Origin of the sequence: Roseomonas sp. KE2513 (assembly GCF_016107305.1) — a bacterium.
GTDB lineage: Bacteria > Pseudomonadota > Alphaproteobacteria > Acetobacterales > Acetobacteraceae > Roseomonas.
In genome coordinates this window covers 93,947-111,540 of sequence record NZ_RCVR01000008.1, presented here as the reverse complement: position 1 = coordinate 111,540, position 17,594 = coordinate 93,947, and the positions used below count along the sequence as shown (strand labels likewise).

Below are 17,594 nucleotides of genomic sequence, written 5' to 3'. Positions count from 1 at the left end.
GGCATGGGCCGCCCGCATGGACGAATGTTCAGCAAGAAGGGTGCCGGGCATGCCTAGGTGGCAGGCGCCCCAGCCCGCTCCTTGCATGACGCACGCCGCTACTGCCTGGAGATAAGGCCATCGATCCCTCTGCCTTCACGGCCCTGACGCTCGCCGGGCTCTACCGCACCGGTGCCCTTTCCCCTCTGGAGGCCGCACGCGCCTGCCTCAACCGGATCGCGCGGCTCAACCCGCGGCTGAACGCAATCATCGCCCTCGATGAGGCCGGCGCGCTGGCGGCAGCGGCGCGGAGCGAGGCCCGCTGGCGCGAAGGCCGCCCCACAGGCCCGCTGGACGGCGTGCCGCTGACCGTGAAGGACAACATCCCCGTCGCCGGCCTGCCCTGCCGCTGGGGCAGCCCTGCCTGGCCCGAGGGGCCTGCGACAGTGGACGAGCTACCCGTGGCGCGGCTGCGCACGGGCGGTGCCGTCATCCTCGGCAAGACGAACGTCCCCGAGTTCACGCTGGAGGGCTACACGGACAACGCCCTCTTCGGCCCCACCGGCAATCCGTGGAACCCGCGCCTGACCCCTGGCGGATCGAGCGGCGGCGCGGTGGCAGCGGTGGCCTCGGGCATGGGGCCGCTGGCCCTCGGCACGGATGGCGGCGGCTCGATCCGCCGCCCGGCCTCCCATGCCGGCCTCGTGGGCCTCAAGCCCACTCCCGGCCGGGTGCCGCGCGGGAATGGCCTACCCGCCATCCTGCTGGACCTGGAGGTGATTGGCCCGATCGCCCGCACGGTGGCCGACACGGCGCTGCTGCTGGCCGCCATTGCGGGCCCGGCGGCGGAGGATCCCGCGTCTTACGGCCTGCCGCCCCTCGACCTACCGGCCCCGCCCCGCCTCCGCATTCGTTACGTGCCGCGCTTCGGCGCCTCTCCCGTCGATCCCGGCATCGCCGCCTCCGTCGCCATGGCCGCGCGGCGCCTGGAAGCGCTCGGGCATGCAGTGGAGGAGGGGCCGGTGCCTTTCGACCCGGAGACGGTGCTGCCGATCTTCCCGGCCATTGCGGGCGCGGGCCTGGCCTGGTTGCTGGGCAACCTGCCCGGGGAACCATCACCCGCCTCGCCTGCCCTTGCTGCCATGGCGAGGGTAGGGCGAGAGGCGGGGGCACCGGCGCTCTTCGCCGCGCTGGACGCCATGGCCGGGCTCCGCCGCGCCATGGGCCTGTTCCTCGCCCGGAACTGCGACGCGATCCTCACCCCGGCGGCGGCCGCGCTTCCCTGGCCAGCGCACGAATCCCACCCGCCGGTCATCGACGGTCAACCAGCAGGGCCGCGCGGGCACGCGGTTTTCACCAATTTCGCCAACCTCGCGGGGCTGCCCGCCATCGCCCTGCCCTGCGATCCCGTGGCGGGTCTGCCGGTGGGCTTCCAGCTCGTTGCCGCGCCCGGCGCGGAGGCGGCGCTGCTCGCGGTGGCGGCGGAGTACGAGGTGGCCCATCCCTGGGCCGACCGCTGGCCCGCCCTCTCCTGAACCCTGGCCCGGCACTTGCCCGGGTTCGCGCATCCTCTCGGAGCCACGCCTTGCCGCGCCTCGTCATCCACCGCCTTTCCATGGCGCATCCGGGCGATGTCTCCGCCCTCGCCGCCCTGCTCGATTCGGGCGCGCTCGACGCCGGGACGATCCGCGCGGTGATCGGCAAGACCGAGGGCAATGGCGGGCTGAACGACTTCACCCGCGGCTACTTCACCCAGTCCCTCATGCACCTCCTCTCCCGCGCCACGGGGGAAGCGCCGGAGGATCTCGTCGCCCGCATCCCCTGCGTGCTCTCGGGCGGGACGGAGGGGGTGCTCTCGCCGCACTACATGGTCTTCGCTGCCGAACCCGGTGGTGGCGCGGAGGGCTTGGCCATCGGCACCGCCTTCGGCCCGTTCGTCGTGCCGGGGGATGTCGGCAACGACGCCCAGATCGCCCGCGTCGCCGAAGCCACCCGCGCTGCCATGGCCGATGCCGGGATCGACGACGCTGCCCGGGTGGCATTGGTGCAGGTGAAATCCCCTGCCGGCGGGCCGGGCCTGTTGCTGCGCTCCGTCGCCGGCGGCGCCATGGGCGCGGCCCTCGCCCTCGGCGACGTGTCCGCGGGGGCCGCGCGCGGGACGGCGCTGCTGGAGGACCTCACCCTCTTCTCCTCCCGCGTCAGCGCCTCTGCCGGGGTTGAAGTGGTGCGGGACGAGGTGGTGGTGCTCGGCACCGCGCCCGGCTGGGGGCCGGGCCTCACCATGGCCGTGCGCCCGATGGCGGATGCGCTGGATCTCGCGGCCATCCAGTCTGCCTTTCGCGGGGCCAACCTTTCGGCCGATCCGGACGTGCCGCCCGCCCAGCGCCCGCGCATCCGCGCCGTGCTGGCGAAGGGCGAGCCAGACCGAGGCCTGTCCGTGCGCGGCCAGCGGCACACGATGCTCGGCGACACCGACCTCGACGCCCAACGGCACCTGCGGGCGGCGCTCGGCGCGGTGATTGCTTCGGTCGCCGGCGACGGGCGCGTCTTCGTATCGGGCGGCGCGGCCCACCAGGGACCACCAGGCGGCGGACTGATCGCCGTTATCGCGGAGGGTGCGTGATGCGCATCGGAATCATCGGGAGCGGCGTCGCAGGCTCGCTCCTGGCAGAGGGGCTGCTCGGTTCCCCGCATCACGACGTGGTTGTCTTCGAGCGCGCCGCGGCGGGCGAGCACGCGGAGGCCGGCACCGGCCTGAACCTCGGCCCCAACGCGCTGAAGGCGCTGCGCCTGCACGCCCCCGCCCGCCACGACGCCCTCCGCGCCGCCTCCCTCCCCTGGCGCCGCTGGCTGGTGGAGCTGACGGACGGCACGCCGCTACTCGACCTCGACCTGCTCTCGGTGGCGGAGGAGCCGGGGGTGCGAATCCGCTGGTCCGAGCTCTACCGCGCGCTCCGCGCCCCGGTCGCCCATATGACGCGCCACGGCCGCGCGCTGGAGGCGTTGGAGGAGGACGCGGCGGGTCGCCTCGTGCCCGTCTTCCGCGCACCCTTCGGCGCCCTGATCAGGGAGGGCGGCTTCGACCTTCTCATCGGCGGGGACGGCCGCTACAGCCGCCTCCGGGCACTGACCGCGGGGGAGCCGGTGCCGGAGCATCTCGGCCTCTGCATCTGGCGGCTGCTCGTCACCGAGGCGGATGATTGCCCCTTCGACGACTACGGCCAGTGGTTCCGGGGCAGCAACCGCCTCCTCGCCTTCCGCGTGCCGGGTAACGCCGTCTACATCGCCGGCACCTTCCGCCTCGGCGGCGACGTTCCCATCCCCGAGGAGGCCCGGACCGCCGCCCACCAGCGCGCCCTCTTCACCCCCGAGGGCGCCGCGCCCTCCCCCGCCGTCTCCTGGATGCTCGGCCGCATCGAGGCGGACCTCGGCGGCATCCACTGGGCCCGCACGCAGGAGGCGCCGATGCTCCGCCATGCGGCGGGCGGGCGCGCCCTGTTCCTGGGAGATGCCGCCCAGGCCATGGTGCCCACCCTCGGGCAGGGCGCGACCCAGGCGATCGAGGATGGCACCATCGCCGCCGCCATCCTCCGCGCCGGCGGGGATGCAGCGGCGGTCGCGGCCTGGCGCGACCCGCGGGTGGACTTCGCGCGGCGTCTCTCCCTCGCGGCGAGCGACACGATCCTCGGCACCGATCCGGTGGAGGGCACCCTCGAGAAGGGGCGCGCGCCCTTCCTTGCCGAACTGCACCGCCTTTACACGGAGGTGCCTGGACCGGAAGAGCTGGCCCTCCCCGCGCGGGTCGCCGCCGCGTGAGCGGTGCGCCGCTTGCGCAACGGCGCGGCGGCGCAATCTCCCGGCGTATGAGCAGCACCCGCCCTCCCGACGCGCCGGCAGCCCGGCGCGGCCCCTCTGTGTCGCCAGACGGCCGGCGGTGAGCGCGGTCGTCATCGGCGCGACGGGGGGGATCGGCTCGGCCCTCGCGGACCTGCTGGAGGAGCGCGGCACCCCCGTGCTGCGCCTCGGCCGAGGGACGACGCCCCGACTCGACCTGCTGGACGAAGCGAGCATCGCCGCCTGTGCGGCCGCGGCTGGGGATGGGCTGCGCCTGGTGATCGACGCCACCGGCTTCCTGCACGACGCTCGCTTCGGGCCCGAGAAGTCGCTGCGCGCAATCGACCCTGCGGCGATGGCGCACAGCTTCGCCGTGAACGCCACAGGCCCGGCGCTGCTGATGAAGCACTTCCTGCCCCGGCTGGGGCGGGAGGGGCGCGCGGTCTTCGCCACCCTCTCGGCCCGCGTGGGCAGCATCGCCGACAACCATCTCGGCGGCTGGTACAGCTACCGCGCCTCGAAGGCAGCGCTGAACCAGCTCCTGCGAACCGCCGCGATCGAACTCTCCCGCACGCACAAGGAGGCGGTCTGCGTAGCGCTGCATCCGGGCACGGTGGACACCGGACTCTCCGCGCCCTTCGCCAGAGCAGGGCTGGAGGTGCAGTCCCCGCGGCAGGCGGCCGAGCGCCTCCTCGCCGTCATCGACGGGTTGGCGACCCGGCAAACGGGCACGCTGCTCGATCACAGGGGGGAGACGATTCCCTTCTGATAAGTCACATCATCGGGCCGCCCATTCTCTGTTAATCGGTCCGGGCGACACTATTGCCATGTCCGCATCGACCGATGTGCAGCTCTCCCGTTACGCCGTGGAGGACGCGCGCCCCACGACCTTCCTCGAACGGGGGGTAACCGTGCCGTTCACGACGCCGATACTGCTCGGCAGCCGCGTCCGGCCCGCGCAGCGCCGCAACCTCGAGGTTGCCATCCCGAGCCCGGCGGGCGTGCGGGGCTTCTACATCCTGCCGCTGCAGGGGATCTGCGATATATGCGCCCCCACCCTGCACGACCGGCTGATGCTCGATGTGATGGGGAGCCTGTCGACCGTCGCGCCGAACACGATCCTCCGCATCGCGAGGGCGGCCGCGCAGGAGGGCCTGGCCGGCCGCGCCGCTGCCGCGGCAGCACTCGCCGCCGAAAGGACAGTCTCAGGCCAGAAGACGCTTACCAACTACCTTCTCCTGCTGCGTCTCGTCGCTCAGCTTGAGCATCCGTCGGAAGGCTGCGCCTCCCCTGAAAGGGACACGCCGGCGGACGTGCAGGCCCGCGCCAAGCGCGCCGTCGCGCGGCTCGCGCAGTCGCTTGGCCTCACGCCGGAACGGGTCTTCGCCGCACTCGAAAGCCTCGCGGAAGCCTATCTGGACCTCGGGCTGCCGGGCGATCCCACGAAGGCGCGCTATCAGCAGCAGCTCTCCCAGATCGAGGCTCTCTCGGCCGAGGCGGCAAGCTGGGCGGAAACGGCGACCGACGCGCATCTCGCCAGCTCCGCCTCCCTCATCTCGCGCTCGGCCTTCTTTACGCTCAACTGCGGCCGGGTACTGCTGGCGGACCTACTGGCCCTGATCGACGATCTATCGCCCCTCGTGCAGCGCTGGACCGCCAATCCGGACGTGATCCTCGCCGAACTCGGCAAGCTCGCCTGGCTGCTGGATGGCTGGTCGATCATCGCCAGCATTTGGGAAACCGCCGAGCAGATCGGGGTTCCCGCCGCGATCCGGGAAATGTCGGTCATGGTCCCTTCAATGCCGCTCGAGGTGAACCAATGGGTGAGAGGCCCCGAGAAGGACTACTTCGCCGAGGCGCACAGGCGACACAGCCGATTGGTATCGCGGCTGGAGGAATGGCGCACCGGGCGTCTCCTGGAGCTCATCCAGCGCAACGAGATCATCGTGAAGAGCTTCGTTTGAGCACGCCCGGCCTTGCCCATTTCCGCCAGCTCGGCGGCGCGCTGTCGCAGGCCTCGCCGCAACAGCTCGCGCGCGTGATCTCCGTGATTGACGCCCTGCCCGACCGCGCCGAGGCCGACACCATCCTCAGCCGGGTGCGGCCGAGGCTGCGCGGAAAGGGTTTCCCGCGCCCTTTGCGCTTCGCCCGCCTGCTCTTCACGCCGCTGGACGGCGTGATCGTGGCGCCCATGGATTGGCGGCCGGGCATGATCACCGTGCCGCGTTCGGCACTTACTTCCCTGGCCGAAGCGGTGCACCGCTCCCTCGGAAAGTTCGCCGAACGGATCGCGGCCGGCTGCGACGGGCATCAACGGGAGGATTCCGCCACCGTCCTCGAGCTTGGTCGGCAGCTCTGGCCCGCCGCGACCGCCGCCCTGCCCGCAACCCCTCCCGATGGCTGGCGCCGGACGGGGCTGGCCGATAGCGATTACGCGCCGATTCGCGCCAGTTGTGAAGCCGGCTGGCGCCACGGCATCGCCCTCTGGCCAGCCTTGCGCGGCGCTGCCGAGGGCCCGCCCCCCGAACTCTGCCGCGAGCCGCTCATGGCCGCCGCTGCCGAGGGACTCCAGGCTTTCGAGATCGTGCTGCGCCTCGTGCTCATCGACGCGGCGTGCCCGGCCGGCGTAGCCGCCCTGGCAATGGAAATCGCCAGCGGGTGCGGGCACCACCTGGTGCTGGCGGCGCAGCGCGCCACCGATCAGGCACTGGCCGCTTCCATCGCCCGTGTCTCCGCCGCCAGATCCGCCCCGGAGGACGACAAGGGGAATGCCGCCGCGGCTGCCGCGAGAGCCGCCTGGGCGCTCATCGAGGATTTCGAGAGATCGGCCCTGGTGGGGACGCCCCAGCGCCGGGAGAAGCTGCTCGCGCTTCGCCAGGTGGCCGACGAGGCGTGCCGCGCCGGCTTCTCGGAAACGCTGGCGGACGGGTTCCTGACGCCCGTCACGTCCTGGGTCCGCAACATGCCCGCCGACCCCTCCCTGGAGATCGCGAAGGTGGAGGAAGCCGCGCGCTGCCTCCGCCGGATCGAGGCCGCCGGCCGCCGGCTGGGCGGCGCGGAAACCTACGACCGGGCCCTCAGATCTGCCGCCCAGACCGTCATGGAGGAGGCGCGGAGCGGCGGCGAGGCCAGTCCCCTCCGCCGTGCCGATGTCATGCGTCTGGCCGAGATCCTGATCGGTCCCGATGCGGCCGAGCGCCTGTTGGGCGGATTGCGCCCGCCGCGCTGAGTAGCCTCGCCCGCTCAGAGAGCGCGGGCGGGCGGGCGCAGGAACTCCTCCATCGCCTGGAAGAAGATCGCACGGTTCTTCGAGAGATAGGAGACATGCGCCATGCCCGGGATCACCACGAAGCGCCGGTCGTTGGTGCCGAGCTTGGCGAAGTAGTTCAGCAGATCCTCCTCCGTCGCGATGCCGTCGTGCTCGCCGCGCACGATCATCACGGGGCAGGTCAGCTTCTCCGGCGTCACCACCGGCAGGTTCGCGCACATGTCGAGATAGGTGCCGGTCGGCATCGTGTCGCCCAGCGCCAGCTCGTAGTCGGCCAGCGCGTCCGCGATGCCCTCCTCGGAGGTGCCGGGCAGGTCGCGGTTGAAGATGGAGTGGAAGAAGGCGCGGTCCACCTTGCGGATGTGGGAGGACCGCCACTCCTCCAGCCGCTCGCGCCGCTTGATCAGCGTCGGCGCGCCCTCCCCGGTATAGACGAAGGCGTCGAGGATCACGCGTTCGACGCGCTCCGGATGCGCCTCACCGAAGAGCGCCGCCCTCAGGGCGCCGGAGGAGGAGCCGTAGAACATGGCGGAGCGGCGGCCGGTGCGCTCGAACACCACGTCGGTCGCGGCGCGCAGGTCCTCGGCGGCCATGGAGAGGTTCGAGTTCGACGTTGTGCGCGAGGAGCGGCCGTAGCCCTCGAAATCCATCGTCCAGACATCGAAGCCGCGGCGCGCGAATTCCTCCATGAAGGAGTAGCCGGGCTTGCCGGGCACATCGAGGTCGAAGCCGCCCTCGCCGCCGAAGGAGGAGCCGTGGACGAGGAAGAGGATCGGCTGATCCCCCGCCCCCGCCAGGCGCTTGCGATAGACGGCGAGGCGAACGTCGCCTTTCATCGCCCAGTGCTGCTCGGCCTCGATGGTGCCGCCGGTGTTCGTGTCCACGCCCGTTCTCCCGATGGTGCTCATTCGGCCCGGAGGCCCGCGTCGCGGATGAGGTTGCGCCAGCGCGGCACACTGTCCCGCACCAGTGTGCCAAGCTGCTCCGGCGGTCCGCCAACGATTTCGAAGCCGTTCTCCAGCAGGGTCTGCCGCACGGCCGGCTCGGCGAGCGCGGCGTTAGCCCACTCGTTTAGCTTTGCGATGATGGGTGCCGGCGTGCCGGCGGGGGCCAGCAGACCATACCAGTTCGGCACGTCGTAGCCGGGGATCGATACCTCGGCGACCGTCGGCACATCCGGCAGCAGTGGGAAGCGCTGCGGCGTGGTGATCGCCAGCGGCACCACCTGTCCGCCGCGGATGAGGCCGATCACCGCACCGAGCGTCACGAAGGCTGCGTCCACGTTGCCAGCCATGAGGTCGTTCATCGGCGTCGATCCGCCGCGATAGGGGATGACGGACCAGCGCGCCCCCGTCTCGTGCTGGATCACCGCGCCCGAGAGATGCCCGCCGCTGCCGAAGCCGGAGATGGCCACCTGCAACCGGTTGGGGTCGCGCTTGGCGATCTCCATGAACTCCGCGAAGGTCTTCGCCGGGCCGTTTCGATGCGTCACCAGCACGTGCGGGATGCGCGCCATCAGCGTGACAGGCGCGAAGTTCGCGATCGGGTCGTAGCCGGCATCGCGGAACAAGCTCGGGTTCACCGTCAACGAGTCCACGGCCACCAGCAGCGTCTGCCCATCCGGCGCGGATTGGGCGACGAGCTGGTAGGCGAGGTTGCCGCCTGCGCCGGGGCGGTTCTCCACGAAGAAGGTGCCGCGGCCCTTCTTCACCAGCTCGTCCGCGAGCACGCGGCCGATCGTGTCGGTCGAGCCGCCCGGCGCCACCGGCAGCACGATCCGCACGGGACGGGCCGGATAGGCCTCCGCTCCTTGCGCCCTTGCCGCGCGCGGTGCGATCAGCCCCGCCGCGGCCAGCGTCGCGAAGCCGCGGCGCCCCATCCTCTCACGCATGCCCGTTCACTCCCATCTGTCCCGTCTGTCGCGGGTTCGTTCGCCCTGCACATCACGGCACGGCATCCAGCACGCTCGCATGGAAAAGGTCTTCCGGCGCGATCTCGCGCGCGGCCAGGCCGTCGGCGAGGGCGTAGCGGATCATGGCGGCCAGTTCGTCGCGGTTGCGGCGGAAGCCATAGGGCCAGGGATCGCCGCCCATGATCCGCGTCTGCGCCTCCGCCTCTGCTGCGATCCAGGGGAGCGAGGCGCGGAGGACATTCACCAGCGAGAGGTCGGCGACTGCCATCGCCCGCGCGCGGGAGAAGGCGCGGAACAGCTCCAGCGGCAGCCAGGGATGCTCGGCCGCGAGTTCCTTGCGCAGCGCCATGCAGTGCATGATCGGGAAGAAGCCGGTCGCGCGGTAATAGGCTTCCTCCTCCGTCCGGTAATCCGGATAGAGGCGGTCCACCGGGGCGGATCGGTTCAGGAAGCAGGAGGGCGGACGCGGCCCGATGATCGCGTCGATCCCGCCCGAGGCGAGAAGCCCGTTCAGCGTCTCCTCCGGCCCGATCGGCCGCACGTCCAGCTCGGGCGGCAGCTTCAGCGCCACGCGCTCGCTGCCGCCGGTCTCCTCCAGCCCGCCGGTGCGCCAGGCGATGCTGCGCGTGTCCACGCCGTAGTACTCGCGCAGCGCCCCGCGCACCCAGAGCGCCGCGGTCTGCTGGTATTCCGGCAGCCCGATCCGCTTGCCCGCGAGGTCCGCCGCCGTGCGGATGCCGCGGTCCGTCCGCACATAGATCGCGGCGTGGCGGAAGGAGCGGGAGGGAAAGACGGGAATACCGATATAGGGCGCGTCGCCGCGGGCCGTGGTGACGATGTGGCTGCTCATCGACAGCTCCGTCACGTCGAAGGCGCGGTCGCGAAGCGCGCGGCGGAAGATGTCCTCCGGCTCCCCCGGCAGCACCGTGAGCGTGACGCCCGCAACCTCCACGCGGCCGTCGATGATGGGCCGCGTGCGGTCCGAGCTGTGGCAGGCGAGGGTAAGGCGGAGATTCTCGGGCAAGTGTCTATTCCATGGCGGCGGCGAGGTTATCGGGCGTGAAGGGCATGGCGCGTGGGCGGATGCCGAGGGCGGCGTGGATGCCAGCAGCGATGGCCGCCACCGTCGGCCCCAGCGAGGGCTCGCCCGCGCCCAGCGGCGGCGCGTCCTGCGGGCCAATCAGGCGCAGCTCCACCGCCGGCACCTCGGAGAAGCGCAGGATCGGGTAGGTCTCCCAGGAATCGCTGGTCACGTTCAGCCGGTCGAAGCGCAGGGCCTCCTTCAGCGCGATGGAGACCGCCTGAAGCGCGCCCCCTTCGAGCTGGTTGGCCGCGCCGTCGGGGTTGATGATCTCGCCAAGATCGGCCGCGATCCAGAGGTGGCGGCAGCGCACCACTTCGGCCGCCTCCACCTCCGCCGCGACCGCGCACCAGCCGCCCGTGCCCTTGTAGCGGGCGACGGCGATGCCGGTGCCGATTCCCTCCCCCGCCGCGGCGCGCGGCCAGCCACACATGGTCGCCACCTCGCGCAGCACGGCGGCGGCGCGCGGGTCGTCCTCAAGGTGGCGCAGGCGGAAGGCGACGGGATCCTGGCCGGTGCGCGCGGCCAGCTCGTCCATCACGGACTCGGTCGCCCAGACATTCAGCAGCGCGCCCAGGCCCCGCAGGGCGGAGCTGCGAATGGGCATTTCCAGCAGCCGGTGCATCGAGACGTCGAGCGAAGGCACGCGGTAGCCCGGCACCGAGTTCCGCTGCCCCCCGCCCCCGCCGGCCATTGGCGCGTCGATCGCCACCGGCAGCGGGAAGGGCGGGTCGAGATAGCCGGCCGAGAGTAGCGTCGGGTCCTTCGCCCGCCCGGGACGCGAGGAGTGCCCGTTGCCGCGCAGCACCGTCCGCCAGGTGCAGAGCATCCCATCCGCATCGACGGCCGCCTCGATATCGGCGATGGCGGCCGGGGAATGCGGCGACCAGGCGAGCTCCTCCGCGCGGCTCCAGCGCACGCGCAAGGGGCGGCCGGGATACGCGCGTGCTACCAGCGCCGCATCCAGGGCCACGTCGTCCGCGCCGTTATGGCCGTAGCAGCCCGCGCCCTCCATGTGGCGCACGGTGATGCTGGCGGCGTCCAGCCCGAGCACCGTCACGAGGTCGGCGCGCAGGTTGTAGATGCCCTGGCTGTGGGTCCAAATCTCCACCGCCTCTCCTTCCCAGCGCGCGACGGCGCAGGAGGGGCCAATGGAGCCGTGCGCAAGGTAGGGCCGCGCGAAGCGGGCCGATATCGTGTGCACCGCTGGAGGCGACGGGTCGTTCTGGCGGGCGACCTCCGTTCGCTGGGCCGGTGTCGCCTCGATCCAGGCGGGAAGGTCGTTCTCGTCCGGCAGGGATTCGCGCGTCTCCCAGCGCGCACGCGCCGCAACGCGCGCCGCCGCGGCATCCGCCGCCCATTCCTCCGAGGCGACCACGGCCAGGAGGTTGCCCAGGCGCAGCACTGCCGCGTCCCCAGGCAGCGGTCCCTCCCGCAGCTCGGCCAGGGTGGCTACCCGCGCGGGGGGCCGCACCATCCGCGCGTGCAGCATTCCCGGCAGCCGCAGGTCGTGCACGTAGCGCGGCGCGCCGAAGACCTTGTCCGGCAGGTCGAGCCGCGCGGACGCCTGGCCGGCGACGCCGCGCCGCGAAGCCGGCTTCGGCGCCACGTCACCCCGCGCCTCCACCTCCAGCAGCGCTTCCTCCGCCTGGGTCCAGTAGGCGCCGAGCGCGGCACCATCCGGGCCGAGGAAGACGCCGTCCTCCACGCGGATCGCCCCCGGCTCAACGCCCGCGCGCGCCGCGGCGAGGCGAAGGTGGATGGCGCGCGCCTCCGCACAGGCGTGGCGGATGGCCGTGCCGCTCTCCTGGATCGAGAGGCTGCCCGATGTCACCCCCTCGTTCGGGCTGCCGGGCGTGGAGGCCGCGGCGATGCGCACGCGGTCGAGCGGCATGTCCAGCTCATCGGCCGCGATCTGCGCCAGGGCCGTCAAGATGCCCTGGCCGATCTCCACCTTCCCCGGCGTGACCGCGACGGTGCCGCCCGGCGAGAAGCGCAGCCAGTTCGAGAGCCGCGGTGCCGCCCTCAGGCTGCCCGGCAGGTCCGGCGCATTGCCGGCCTGCCCCATAGGAAAGCCGAAGGCGAGGTTCACGCGCTTGCCCCGCTCATGGCTCGCGCCGCGCGCAGCACCGCGCGGATCATCCGGTTATGGGCACCGCAGCGGCAAAGATGCGGCTCCAGTGCCGCGCGCACCGCCGCCTCGTTCGGATCTGGATTACGCTCCAGCAGCGCCGCCGCGCTGACGAGGATGCCCGAGAGGCAGTAGCCGCACTGCCCCGCCTGCTCCTCCAGGAAGGCCGACTGGAGCGGATGTGGCGCTTCCGGCGTGCCCAGCCCCTCCACCGTGCCGACTGCGCGCCCCTGCACCGCTTCCGCCGGCAGGGCACAGGAGGGGCGAGGCTCGCCGTCGATGGCGACGTAGCAGCAGCCGCAGGCCTCCGCTCCGCAGCCGAAGCGCGGTCCGCTCAGTCCCAGAGGCCCGCGCAGCGCGTGCAGCAGCGTCATGCCCTCGGGCGCCTCCACCCGAACGGGCGTGCCGTTCAGCGTGAAGGATACGTCCATTCTAGTTCACCTCTATCTTCGCCATGCGAACGTAGTTGCGCTGCGTCTCCACGTCCTTGCGCAGGAAGGCGTCGAATTCCGCGACCGACATGGGCATGGGCTGAGCGCCCTGCTTCGCCATGGCCTCCCGCGTCTGCGGACGTGCGAGCCAGGCGTTCACCGCACCGTTCAGCTTGTCCACGATCGGCTTAGGCATCGCGAGCGGCGCCATCAATCCGAGCCAGATGGAGGCCTCGTAGCCGGGCACCGTCTCGGCCACCGTCGGCAGTTCCGGCAGCAGCGGGTCGCGCTGCGGGCCGGTCGTCGCGAGCCCCTTGGCCCGTCCGCCCTGCAGGTGTGGCTCCATTGTCGGGATCGCGTCGAACATCATCGGCACCGTGCCGGAAATGACCGCCGTCCGCGCCTCGCCCGAGGAGCGGAAGGGAATGTGCTGGATCTCAATTCCCGTCATTGCCCGGAACACCTCGCCCGCGATGTGATAGGGCGTGCCAGGACCGGAGGAGGCGTAGTCGATCTTGCCGGGCTGCGCCTTCGCCTTCGCGATCAGTTCCGCCACGCTGTTCACGCCGAGTGAGGGATGCACCGCCAGAACGTGGTGCGCGACATTCACCGCAGCCACCGCCGCAAGGTCCCGCATCAGCACATAGGGCCGGTTCGTGATCAGCGTCTCGTTCGCCGTGTGCGTGTTGGACATCATCAGGATGGTGTAGCCATCCGGCGGCGCCTTCACGACGACATCGGTGCCGATCACCGCCCCGGCGCCCGGCCGGTTCTCGATAACGAAGGGCTGGCCGAGCGATCCCGTCAGCGCCTCCGCCACATTGCGCGCCGCGATGTCGGCGGAGCCGCCGGCGCCGAAGGGCACGATGATCCGCACTGGCCGCGAGGGCCATGCGGCGTCCTGCGCGAGGGCGATCGCCGGTGCCGTCAGCCCTCCCGCCGCCAGAAGGCCCAGTCCGCGCCGCGTGATCACGCTCGTCATCTGCCCGTTCCCTCCCGCCCCTAGTCCACCTTGCCGATGCGCTGCACCGCGCGCACCAGCCGCGCGCTGTCCTCGCGGAAGAAGCGCTCGAAGGCCTCGCCGTCCTGGTAGGCAATGGGGCTACCTGCGGCGTCCAGCGCCCGCTTCAGGCTCTCGTCCTTCTCGCAGACCTGGCGCAGCGCGGCGCGCATCCGCTCCTGCACCGGCGCCGGTGTCGCGAGCGGCAGGAAGAGGCCCGTCCAGATGTAGAACTCCACATCCGTGTAGCCCTTCTCGATGAAGGTCGGCACGTCCTCGAAACCTGGGATGCGCTCCCGCCCCCAGCTCGCGAGAGCACGCAGCCGCCCCTCCTTCACATGGGACAGAGCGGGGCCGGGGCCGGAGGCGAGCGAGTCCAGCGTGCCCGAGAGCAGCGCCGTCAGCGCCGGTCCGCCGCCCTGAAAGGGCACGTGCAGCATGTCGAGCCCCGCCGCTGCCGTCAGCATCGCCATGGCGACGTGCAGCGTGGAGTAGTTGCCGGCGGAGCCGAAGGTAATTGCGCCCGGCCGCTTCTTTGCGTCCGCCACGAACTCCTCCAGAGAGTGCCAGGGCGAGTTGGCCGGCACGACGAGCACCGTAGGATCAGCGGTGATGCGCGCGATCGGCGCGAACTGCTCCACCGTATAGGCAGGCACGCGCCCCTGGATGCGCTCGCTCTCCGGCAGCATGGCAAGCGACGAGAGCGCGAGGAGCGAGGTGTAGCCGTCCGGCGCCGCGCGTGCGACGCTCGCGCTGCCGACGATACCGCCCGCGCCCGCGCGGTTCACTACTGGCAGGGGCTGGCCCAGCACTCGCTCCAGCGCCGCCGCCAGCGGCCGGGCCGTCACGTCGGCCTGCCCGCCCGGCGGGAAGGCCACGATCATCTGGATGGGGCGCGTCGGCCAGGACGGCGCTTGCGCTAGGGCGGGCAACGGCGCCAGCGCGGCCAGGGCCCCCATCATGTCACGACGGTGCAGCACAAACTTCCTCCCAAGGGCGAACCGGCGCCGCCCCGCAATCAGTTGCCAACGGGCCACCGCCGGTCTTCCGCCGGCCCAGCACCCTCAAGCAAACCCTCAGGCTGCGCCGCGCAGCGCCGCTGGATCCACCCGCCGCAGCGTGTTGCGGATACGGCCGATGCCCTCGATCGCGCATTCCACTACGTCGCCGTCCCGCAGGAAGCGCGGCGGCTTGAAGCCGATGCCAACCCCTTCCGGCGTGCCCGTCGCGATCACGTCGCCCGGCAGCAGCGCCATGCTGAGGGAGATGGTCTCGATCAGCGTCGGGATGTCGAAGATGAGATCGGAGGTGACGGCGTCCTGCCGCTTCTCGCCGTTCACCGTGCAGGTCACGCGCATCGCCTGGGCGTCCAGCTCGTCGGCCGTCACGATCCAGGGACCCATGGGGCAGAAGCCGTCGATGCCCTTCCCGAGCAGCCACTGCTTGTGCACGCCTTGCAGGTCGCGCGCCGTCACGTCGTTCACGACGGTGTAGCCGAAGACGTGGTTCATCGCGTCGGCCTTGGTGATGCAGCGCCCGCCGCGCCCGATCACCACGGCAAGCTCCGCCTCGTAATCCACCTCCGCGTCCAGGCCGGGCACCATCGGGATGTCGTCCCAGGGGCCGGAGATCGAGGTGAAGGGCTTGGTGAAGATGATCGGCGCCTTCGGCACCGCGTCCGCCGCGCTGGTGGAGGAGGAATCGTAGCCGCTGCCCGCGAATTCCCGCGCATGGGCGAAGTAGTTCTTGCCCACGCAGAAGATGTTGCGCGGCGGGGCCGGCAGGGGCGCGAGAAGCGCCGCCTCGTCCAGCACCTGGCCCTCCCCGCTCGGCGCGGGGATGCTGGCGCCAGAGGAGAGTGCCGCGATCAGAGCCGTCATCTCTCCGGGCAGGCCGGGCGCGAGACTCTCGACCGGCCAGAAGCGGCGGCCGGCATCGTCCACGCGCACCACCTGCGCCCCGCTTCCCGTCCTGACCATCGCGAGCTTCATGCGGCGCCCCTATACCAATTCTGCTTTTCAGTATACCAATCTGGTCTTATGGTCCTCTGATTGGTTGATCCAGTCAAGACATTCGAGGCGATGCCGGAACTCACGGAGCGAATGGGCGCCTCCGCCCTTCAGGATACCCTCTCGCGCGACCTGCGGGCCGACCGCTGGCGGCCCGGCGAGCGCCTGCCCACCGAGCGTGACCTCGGCGCCCGCTACGGCGTCGCCCGCAACACCGTCCGCCGCGCTCTGGACGCGCTGGAGCAGCAGGGACTCATTCACCGCCATGTCGGCCGAGGCACCTTCCGCGCCGAGCCGCCACCTGCCGCGCCTGCTGCCATGGAGGAAAGCCTCAGCCCCTCCGATGTCGTCGAGTGCCGCCTCATCTTCGAGCCCGAGATGATCTCGCTCGCCGTCGCGCGCGCCGACCAGGCGGATATCGCACGCATGGGCGAATGCCTGCGCGGCACCGACGAGGCCGCCGACCTCGCGACCTTCGAGCGCTGGGACGCCGCCCTGCACGACGCCTTCGCGGCCGGCACCCACAACGGCGCCGTCATCGCCATGTCCCGTTCCCTCGCCCGCGTGCGGGAACGGACGGACTGGGGTCAGCTCAAGGCCCGCGGCAACACGGCGGAGCACCGCGCCGTTCTCCAGGCGCAGCACCACGCCATGGTGGAGGCCGTGCGCCGGCGCGACCGCGCGGAAGCCCGCCGCGTGATGCGCGAACACATCCTTTTCGTGCAGGACTACATGTTCGGGGACTGACGGAGGCGAGGGCTCCGGCCGGGGCGTCAGGGTTTAGGCGCGGCGCCCGGAGGCGGCGGGCGCAACGGAGTTCACGGGCCGCCCACGGCCAGCGAAGCGATGCCCGAGGGCGATGAAGCGGCTCTCGAAATGGAAGGTTGAGAGGTGCGCAAGCGCGAAGCTGGCCGCGATCAGCAGCGGCCGCTTGGCGTATTTCACGATCTTGTCGCCCGTGCCGAGCCAGCTGCTCATCAGCATGCCGTGGAAGACGTAGAGCGCGAAGGAGACCTGCGCGACATAGGCCATCGAGCGCGCCTCGAGCACCCGCGCGAGATGCCGGGGCGCCGCATGCAACGTCGACCCCACGAGAGCCATGGCGATGTAGGGCCGGAGATAGTTCAGCGCCCCCGCATCCGCATGGGCGCTCGCCAGGAGCAGCGGCATCAGGAGGTAGGGGTTGAGGCGCCCGAGCCAGCGCGCCGGCCGCTCCCCCAGCCACCCGCTATGGAGAAGCGCGAGGATGCAGCCGGCCAGGATCTCGTCCACCCGCCGCCAGGTCACGAAATCCAGATGCGCTCCCCAGGCGATACGGTGCGCCGTGACCGCGAGGCAGATGACCGGCAACGCGTAGAGCCCGCGCCGCCCGAACAGGCCGACGAGCGCCGCGATGCCGACATAGAACTGGACCTCGACGCACAGGCTCCAGAAGTGCTCGACCTCCGGGATGAGATGGAAGCCCGGCAGGTTCGACAGGAAGAGGAAGTGCGAGGGATAGGCCTCCCACGGCGCCCGGGTGACGATCAGCGCCACGGCCATGGCCAGCCAGGCCAGCGGCAGGATGCGCGCCGCGCGGCGGATGAGGAACCCGGGCACGTCGTCCTTCGCCATCAAGAAGCGCGCGATGAGGAAGCCCGACAAGATGAAGAAGAGCGCCATGCCGCCGGCTGCAACCGCCGCGTTCAGCTTCAGGAAGGAGGGGCCGATCGGCAGCAGGTGCCCTGCCATGACCAGCAGGATGCTCACCGCCCGCCAGCCATCGAGCACCGCCAAGCGGCGCGATGGATTTCCCTCCCCCAGCATCGACCCGCCCATCTTCTCCAATCGTTTCCAGCCTGTACCATCGAGGGGTTCCGCCGGAAAGCAATGTCTTCCGCGCGGCCACGAGATCCCGGCGATGGAAGGCACCCGGGGCGTAGCGCCGATAGATGAAGGTTCGGCTTCCG

The 17,594-nt window shown here is 71.4% G+C and carries 16 protein-coding genes; 7 read left to right on the top strand and 9 right to left on the bottom strand.

What is annotated here, in order from left to right; translation table 11 throughout:
* Nucleotides 1–101 precede the first annotated feature (101 nt).
* From D9599_RS10460 to D9599_RS10440, 6 genes are all read left to right on the top strand, one after another.
* Nucleotides 102–1,514, top strand: coding sequence for an amidase (locus tag D9599_RS10460; protein ID WP_198381284.1), 1,413 nt, complete (start codon nt 102–104; stop codon nt 1,512–1,514).
* A gap of 50 nt (nt 1,515–1,564) precedes the next feature.
* A complete protein-coding gene (locus tag D9599_RS10455) occupies nt 1,565–2,602 on the top strand; it encodes a ring-opening amidohydrolase (RefSeq protein ID WP_198381173.1) in 1,038 nt (345 codons plus the stop codon).
* On the top strand, nt 2,602–3,795 hold the full coding sequence (locus D9599_RS31300) for a hypothetical protein (protein ID WP_232480352.1): 1,194 nt from the start codon (nt 2,602–2,604) through the stop codon (nt 3,793–3,795). Before D9599_RS10455 ends, D9599_RS31300 begins: the two co-directional genes overlap by 1 nt.
* Nucleotides 3,796–3,913: 118 nt before the next feature.
* Nucleotides 3,914–4,582 (top strand): SDR family NAD(P)-dependent oxidoreductase, encoded by a 669-nt coding sequence (locus D9599_RS31295; RefSeq protein ID WP_309228601.1) that lies wholly within the window; start codon nt 3,914–3,916, stop codon nt 4,580–4,582.
* Nucleotides 4,583–4,640: 58 nt separating this feature from the next.
* The gene (locus tag D9599_RS10445) at nt 4,641–5,777 is read left to right on the top strand and encodes a hypothetical protein (protein WP_198381171.1); all 1,137 of its coding nucleotides are present in this window, start codon (nt 4,641–4,643) and stop codon (nt 5,775–5,777) included.
* On the top strand, nt 5,774–7,042 hold the full coding sequence (locus D9599_RS10440) for a hypothetical protein (RefSeq protein WP_198381170.1): 1,269 nt from the start codon (nt 5,774–5,776) through the stop codon (nt 7,040–7,042). Before D9599_RS10445 ends, D9599_RS10440 begins: the two co-directional genes overlap by 4 nt.
* A 14-nt stretch (nt 7,043–7,056) precedes the next feature.
* On the opposite strand, the gene D9599_RS10435 is transcribed toward D9599_RS10440, so the two are convergent.
* The 8 genes from D9599_RS10435 to D9599_RS10400 form a co-directional block, all read right to left on the bottom strand.
* Nucleotides 7,057–7,965, bottom strand: a complete 909-nt coding sequence (locus D9599_RS10435) for an alpha/beta hydrolase (RefSeq protein WP_198381169.1) — start codon at nt 7,963–7,965, stop codon at nt 7,057–7,059.
* Nucleotides 7,966–7,985: 20 nt separating this feature from the next.
* Nucleotides 7,986–8,972, bottom strand: a complete 987-nt coding sequence (locus tag D9599_RS10430) for a tripartite tricarboxylate transporter substrate binding protein (RefSeq protein WP_198381168.1) — start codon at nt 8,970–8,972, stop codon at nt 7,986–7,988.
* Nucleotides 8,973–9,024: 52 nt separating this feature from the next.
* The gene (locus tag D9599_RS10425; RefSeq protein ID WP_198381167.1) at nt 9,025–10,017 is read right to left on the bottom strand and encodes an ABC transporter substrate-binding protein; all 993 of its coding nucleotides are present in this window, start codon (nt 10,015–10,017) and stop codon (nt 9,025–9,027) included.
* 4 nt (nt 10,018–10,021) lie between these two features.
* Complete coding sequence (locus D9599_RS10420; protein ID WP_198381166.1) at nt 10,022–12,166, bottom strand: molybdopterin cofactor-binding domain-containing protein; 2,145 nt, start codon at nt 12,164–12,166, stop codon at nt 10,022–10,024.
* Nucleotides 12,163–12,636 (bottom strand): (2Fe-2S)-binding protein, encoded by a 474-nt coding sequence (locus D9599_RS10415; RefSeq protein ID WP_198381165.1) that lies wholly within the window; start codon nt 12,634–12,636, stop codon nt 12,163–12,165. The genes D9599_RS10420 and D9599_RS10415 overlap by 4 nt, the downstream gene beginning before the upstream one ends.
* A gap of 1 nt (nt 12,637) precedes the next feature.
* Nucleotides 12,638–13,618 carry a tripartite tricarboxylate transporter substrate binding protein gene (locus D9599_RS10410; RefSeq protein ID WP_198381164.1) on the bottom strand — a complete coding sequence of 327 codons (981 nt, stop codon included), beginning with the start codon at nt 13,616–13,618 and terminating at the stop codon, nt 12,638–12,640.
* A gap of 20 nt (nt 13,619–13,638) precedes the next feature.
* Nucleotides 13,639–14,616 (bottom strand): tripartite tricarboxylate transporter substrate binding protein, encoded by a 978-nt coding sequence (locus tag D9599_RS10405; protein ID WP_309228600.1) that lies wholly within the window; start codon nt 14,614–14,616, stop codon nt 13,639–13,641.
* A gap of 96 nt (nt 14,617–14,712) precedes the next feature.
* Complete coding sequence (locus D9599_RS10400; protein WP_198381163.1) at nt 14,713–15,627, bottom strand: fumarylacetoacetate hydrolase family protein; 915 nt, start codon at nt 15,625–15,627, stop codon at nt 14,713–14,715.
* 90 nt (nt 15,628–15,717) lie between these two features.
* On the opposite strand from D9599_RS10400, the gene D9599_RS10395 reads away from it, so the two are divergent.
* Nucleotides 15,718–16,392 carry a FadR/GntR family transcriptional regulator gene (locus tag D9599_RS10395; RefSeq protein ID WP_232480351.1) on the top strand — a complete coding sequence of 225 codons (675 nt, stop codon included), beginning with the start codon at nt 15,718–15,720 and terminating at the stop codon, nt 16,390–16,392.
* A 33-nt stretch (nt 16,393–16,425) separates the two neighbouring features.
* Here D9599_RS10395 and D9599_RS10390 read toward each other — a convergent pair whose 3' ends face one another.
* Nucleotides 16,426–17,463 (bottom strand): acyltransferase, encoded by a 1,038-nt coding sequence (locus D9599_RS10390; protein ID WP_198381162.1) that lies wholly within the window; start codon nt 17,461–17,463, stop codon nt 16,426–16,428.
* Nucleotides 17,464–17,594: the final 131 nt, after the last annotated feature.

Excerpts from the sequence above, each read along its gene's own strand:
- D9599_RS10390 (WP_198381162.1), bottom strand. The coding sequence starts at position 17,463 with ATGGGCGGGTCGATGCTGGGGGAGGGAAATCCATCGCGCCGCTTGGCG.
- D9599_RS31300 (WP_232480352.1), top strand. The coding sequence starts at position 2,602 with ATGCGCATCGGAATCATCGGGAGCGGCGTCGCAGGCTCGCTCCTGGCA.
- D9599_RS10415 (WP_198381165.1), bottom strand. The coding sequence starts at position 12,636 with ATGGACGTATCCTTCACGCTGAACGGCACGCCCGTTCGGGTGGAGGCG.
- D9599_RS10410 (WP_198381164.1), bottom strand. The coding sequence starts at position 13,618 with ATGACGAGCGTGATCACGCGGCGCGGACTGGGCCTTCTGGCGGCGGGA.
- D9599_RS10395 (WP_232480351.1), top strand. The coding sequence starts at position 15,718 with ATGCCGGAACTCACGGAGCGAATGGGCGCCTCCGCCCTTCAGGATACC.
- D9599_RS10400 (WP_198381163.1), bottom strand. The coding sequence starts at position 15,627 with ATGAAGCTCGCGATGGTCAGGACGGGAAGCGGGGCGCAGGTGGTGCGC.
- D9599_RS10430 (WP_198381168.1), bottom strand. The coding sequence starts at position 8,972 with ATGCGTGAGAGGATGGGGCGCCGCGGCTTCGCGACGCTGGCCGCGGCG.
- D9599_RS10445 (WP_198381171.1), top strand. The coding sequence starts at position 4,641 with ATGTCCGCATCGACCGATGTGCAGCTCTCCCGTTACGCCGTGGAGGAC.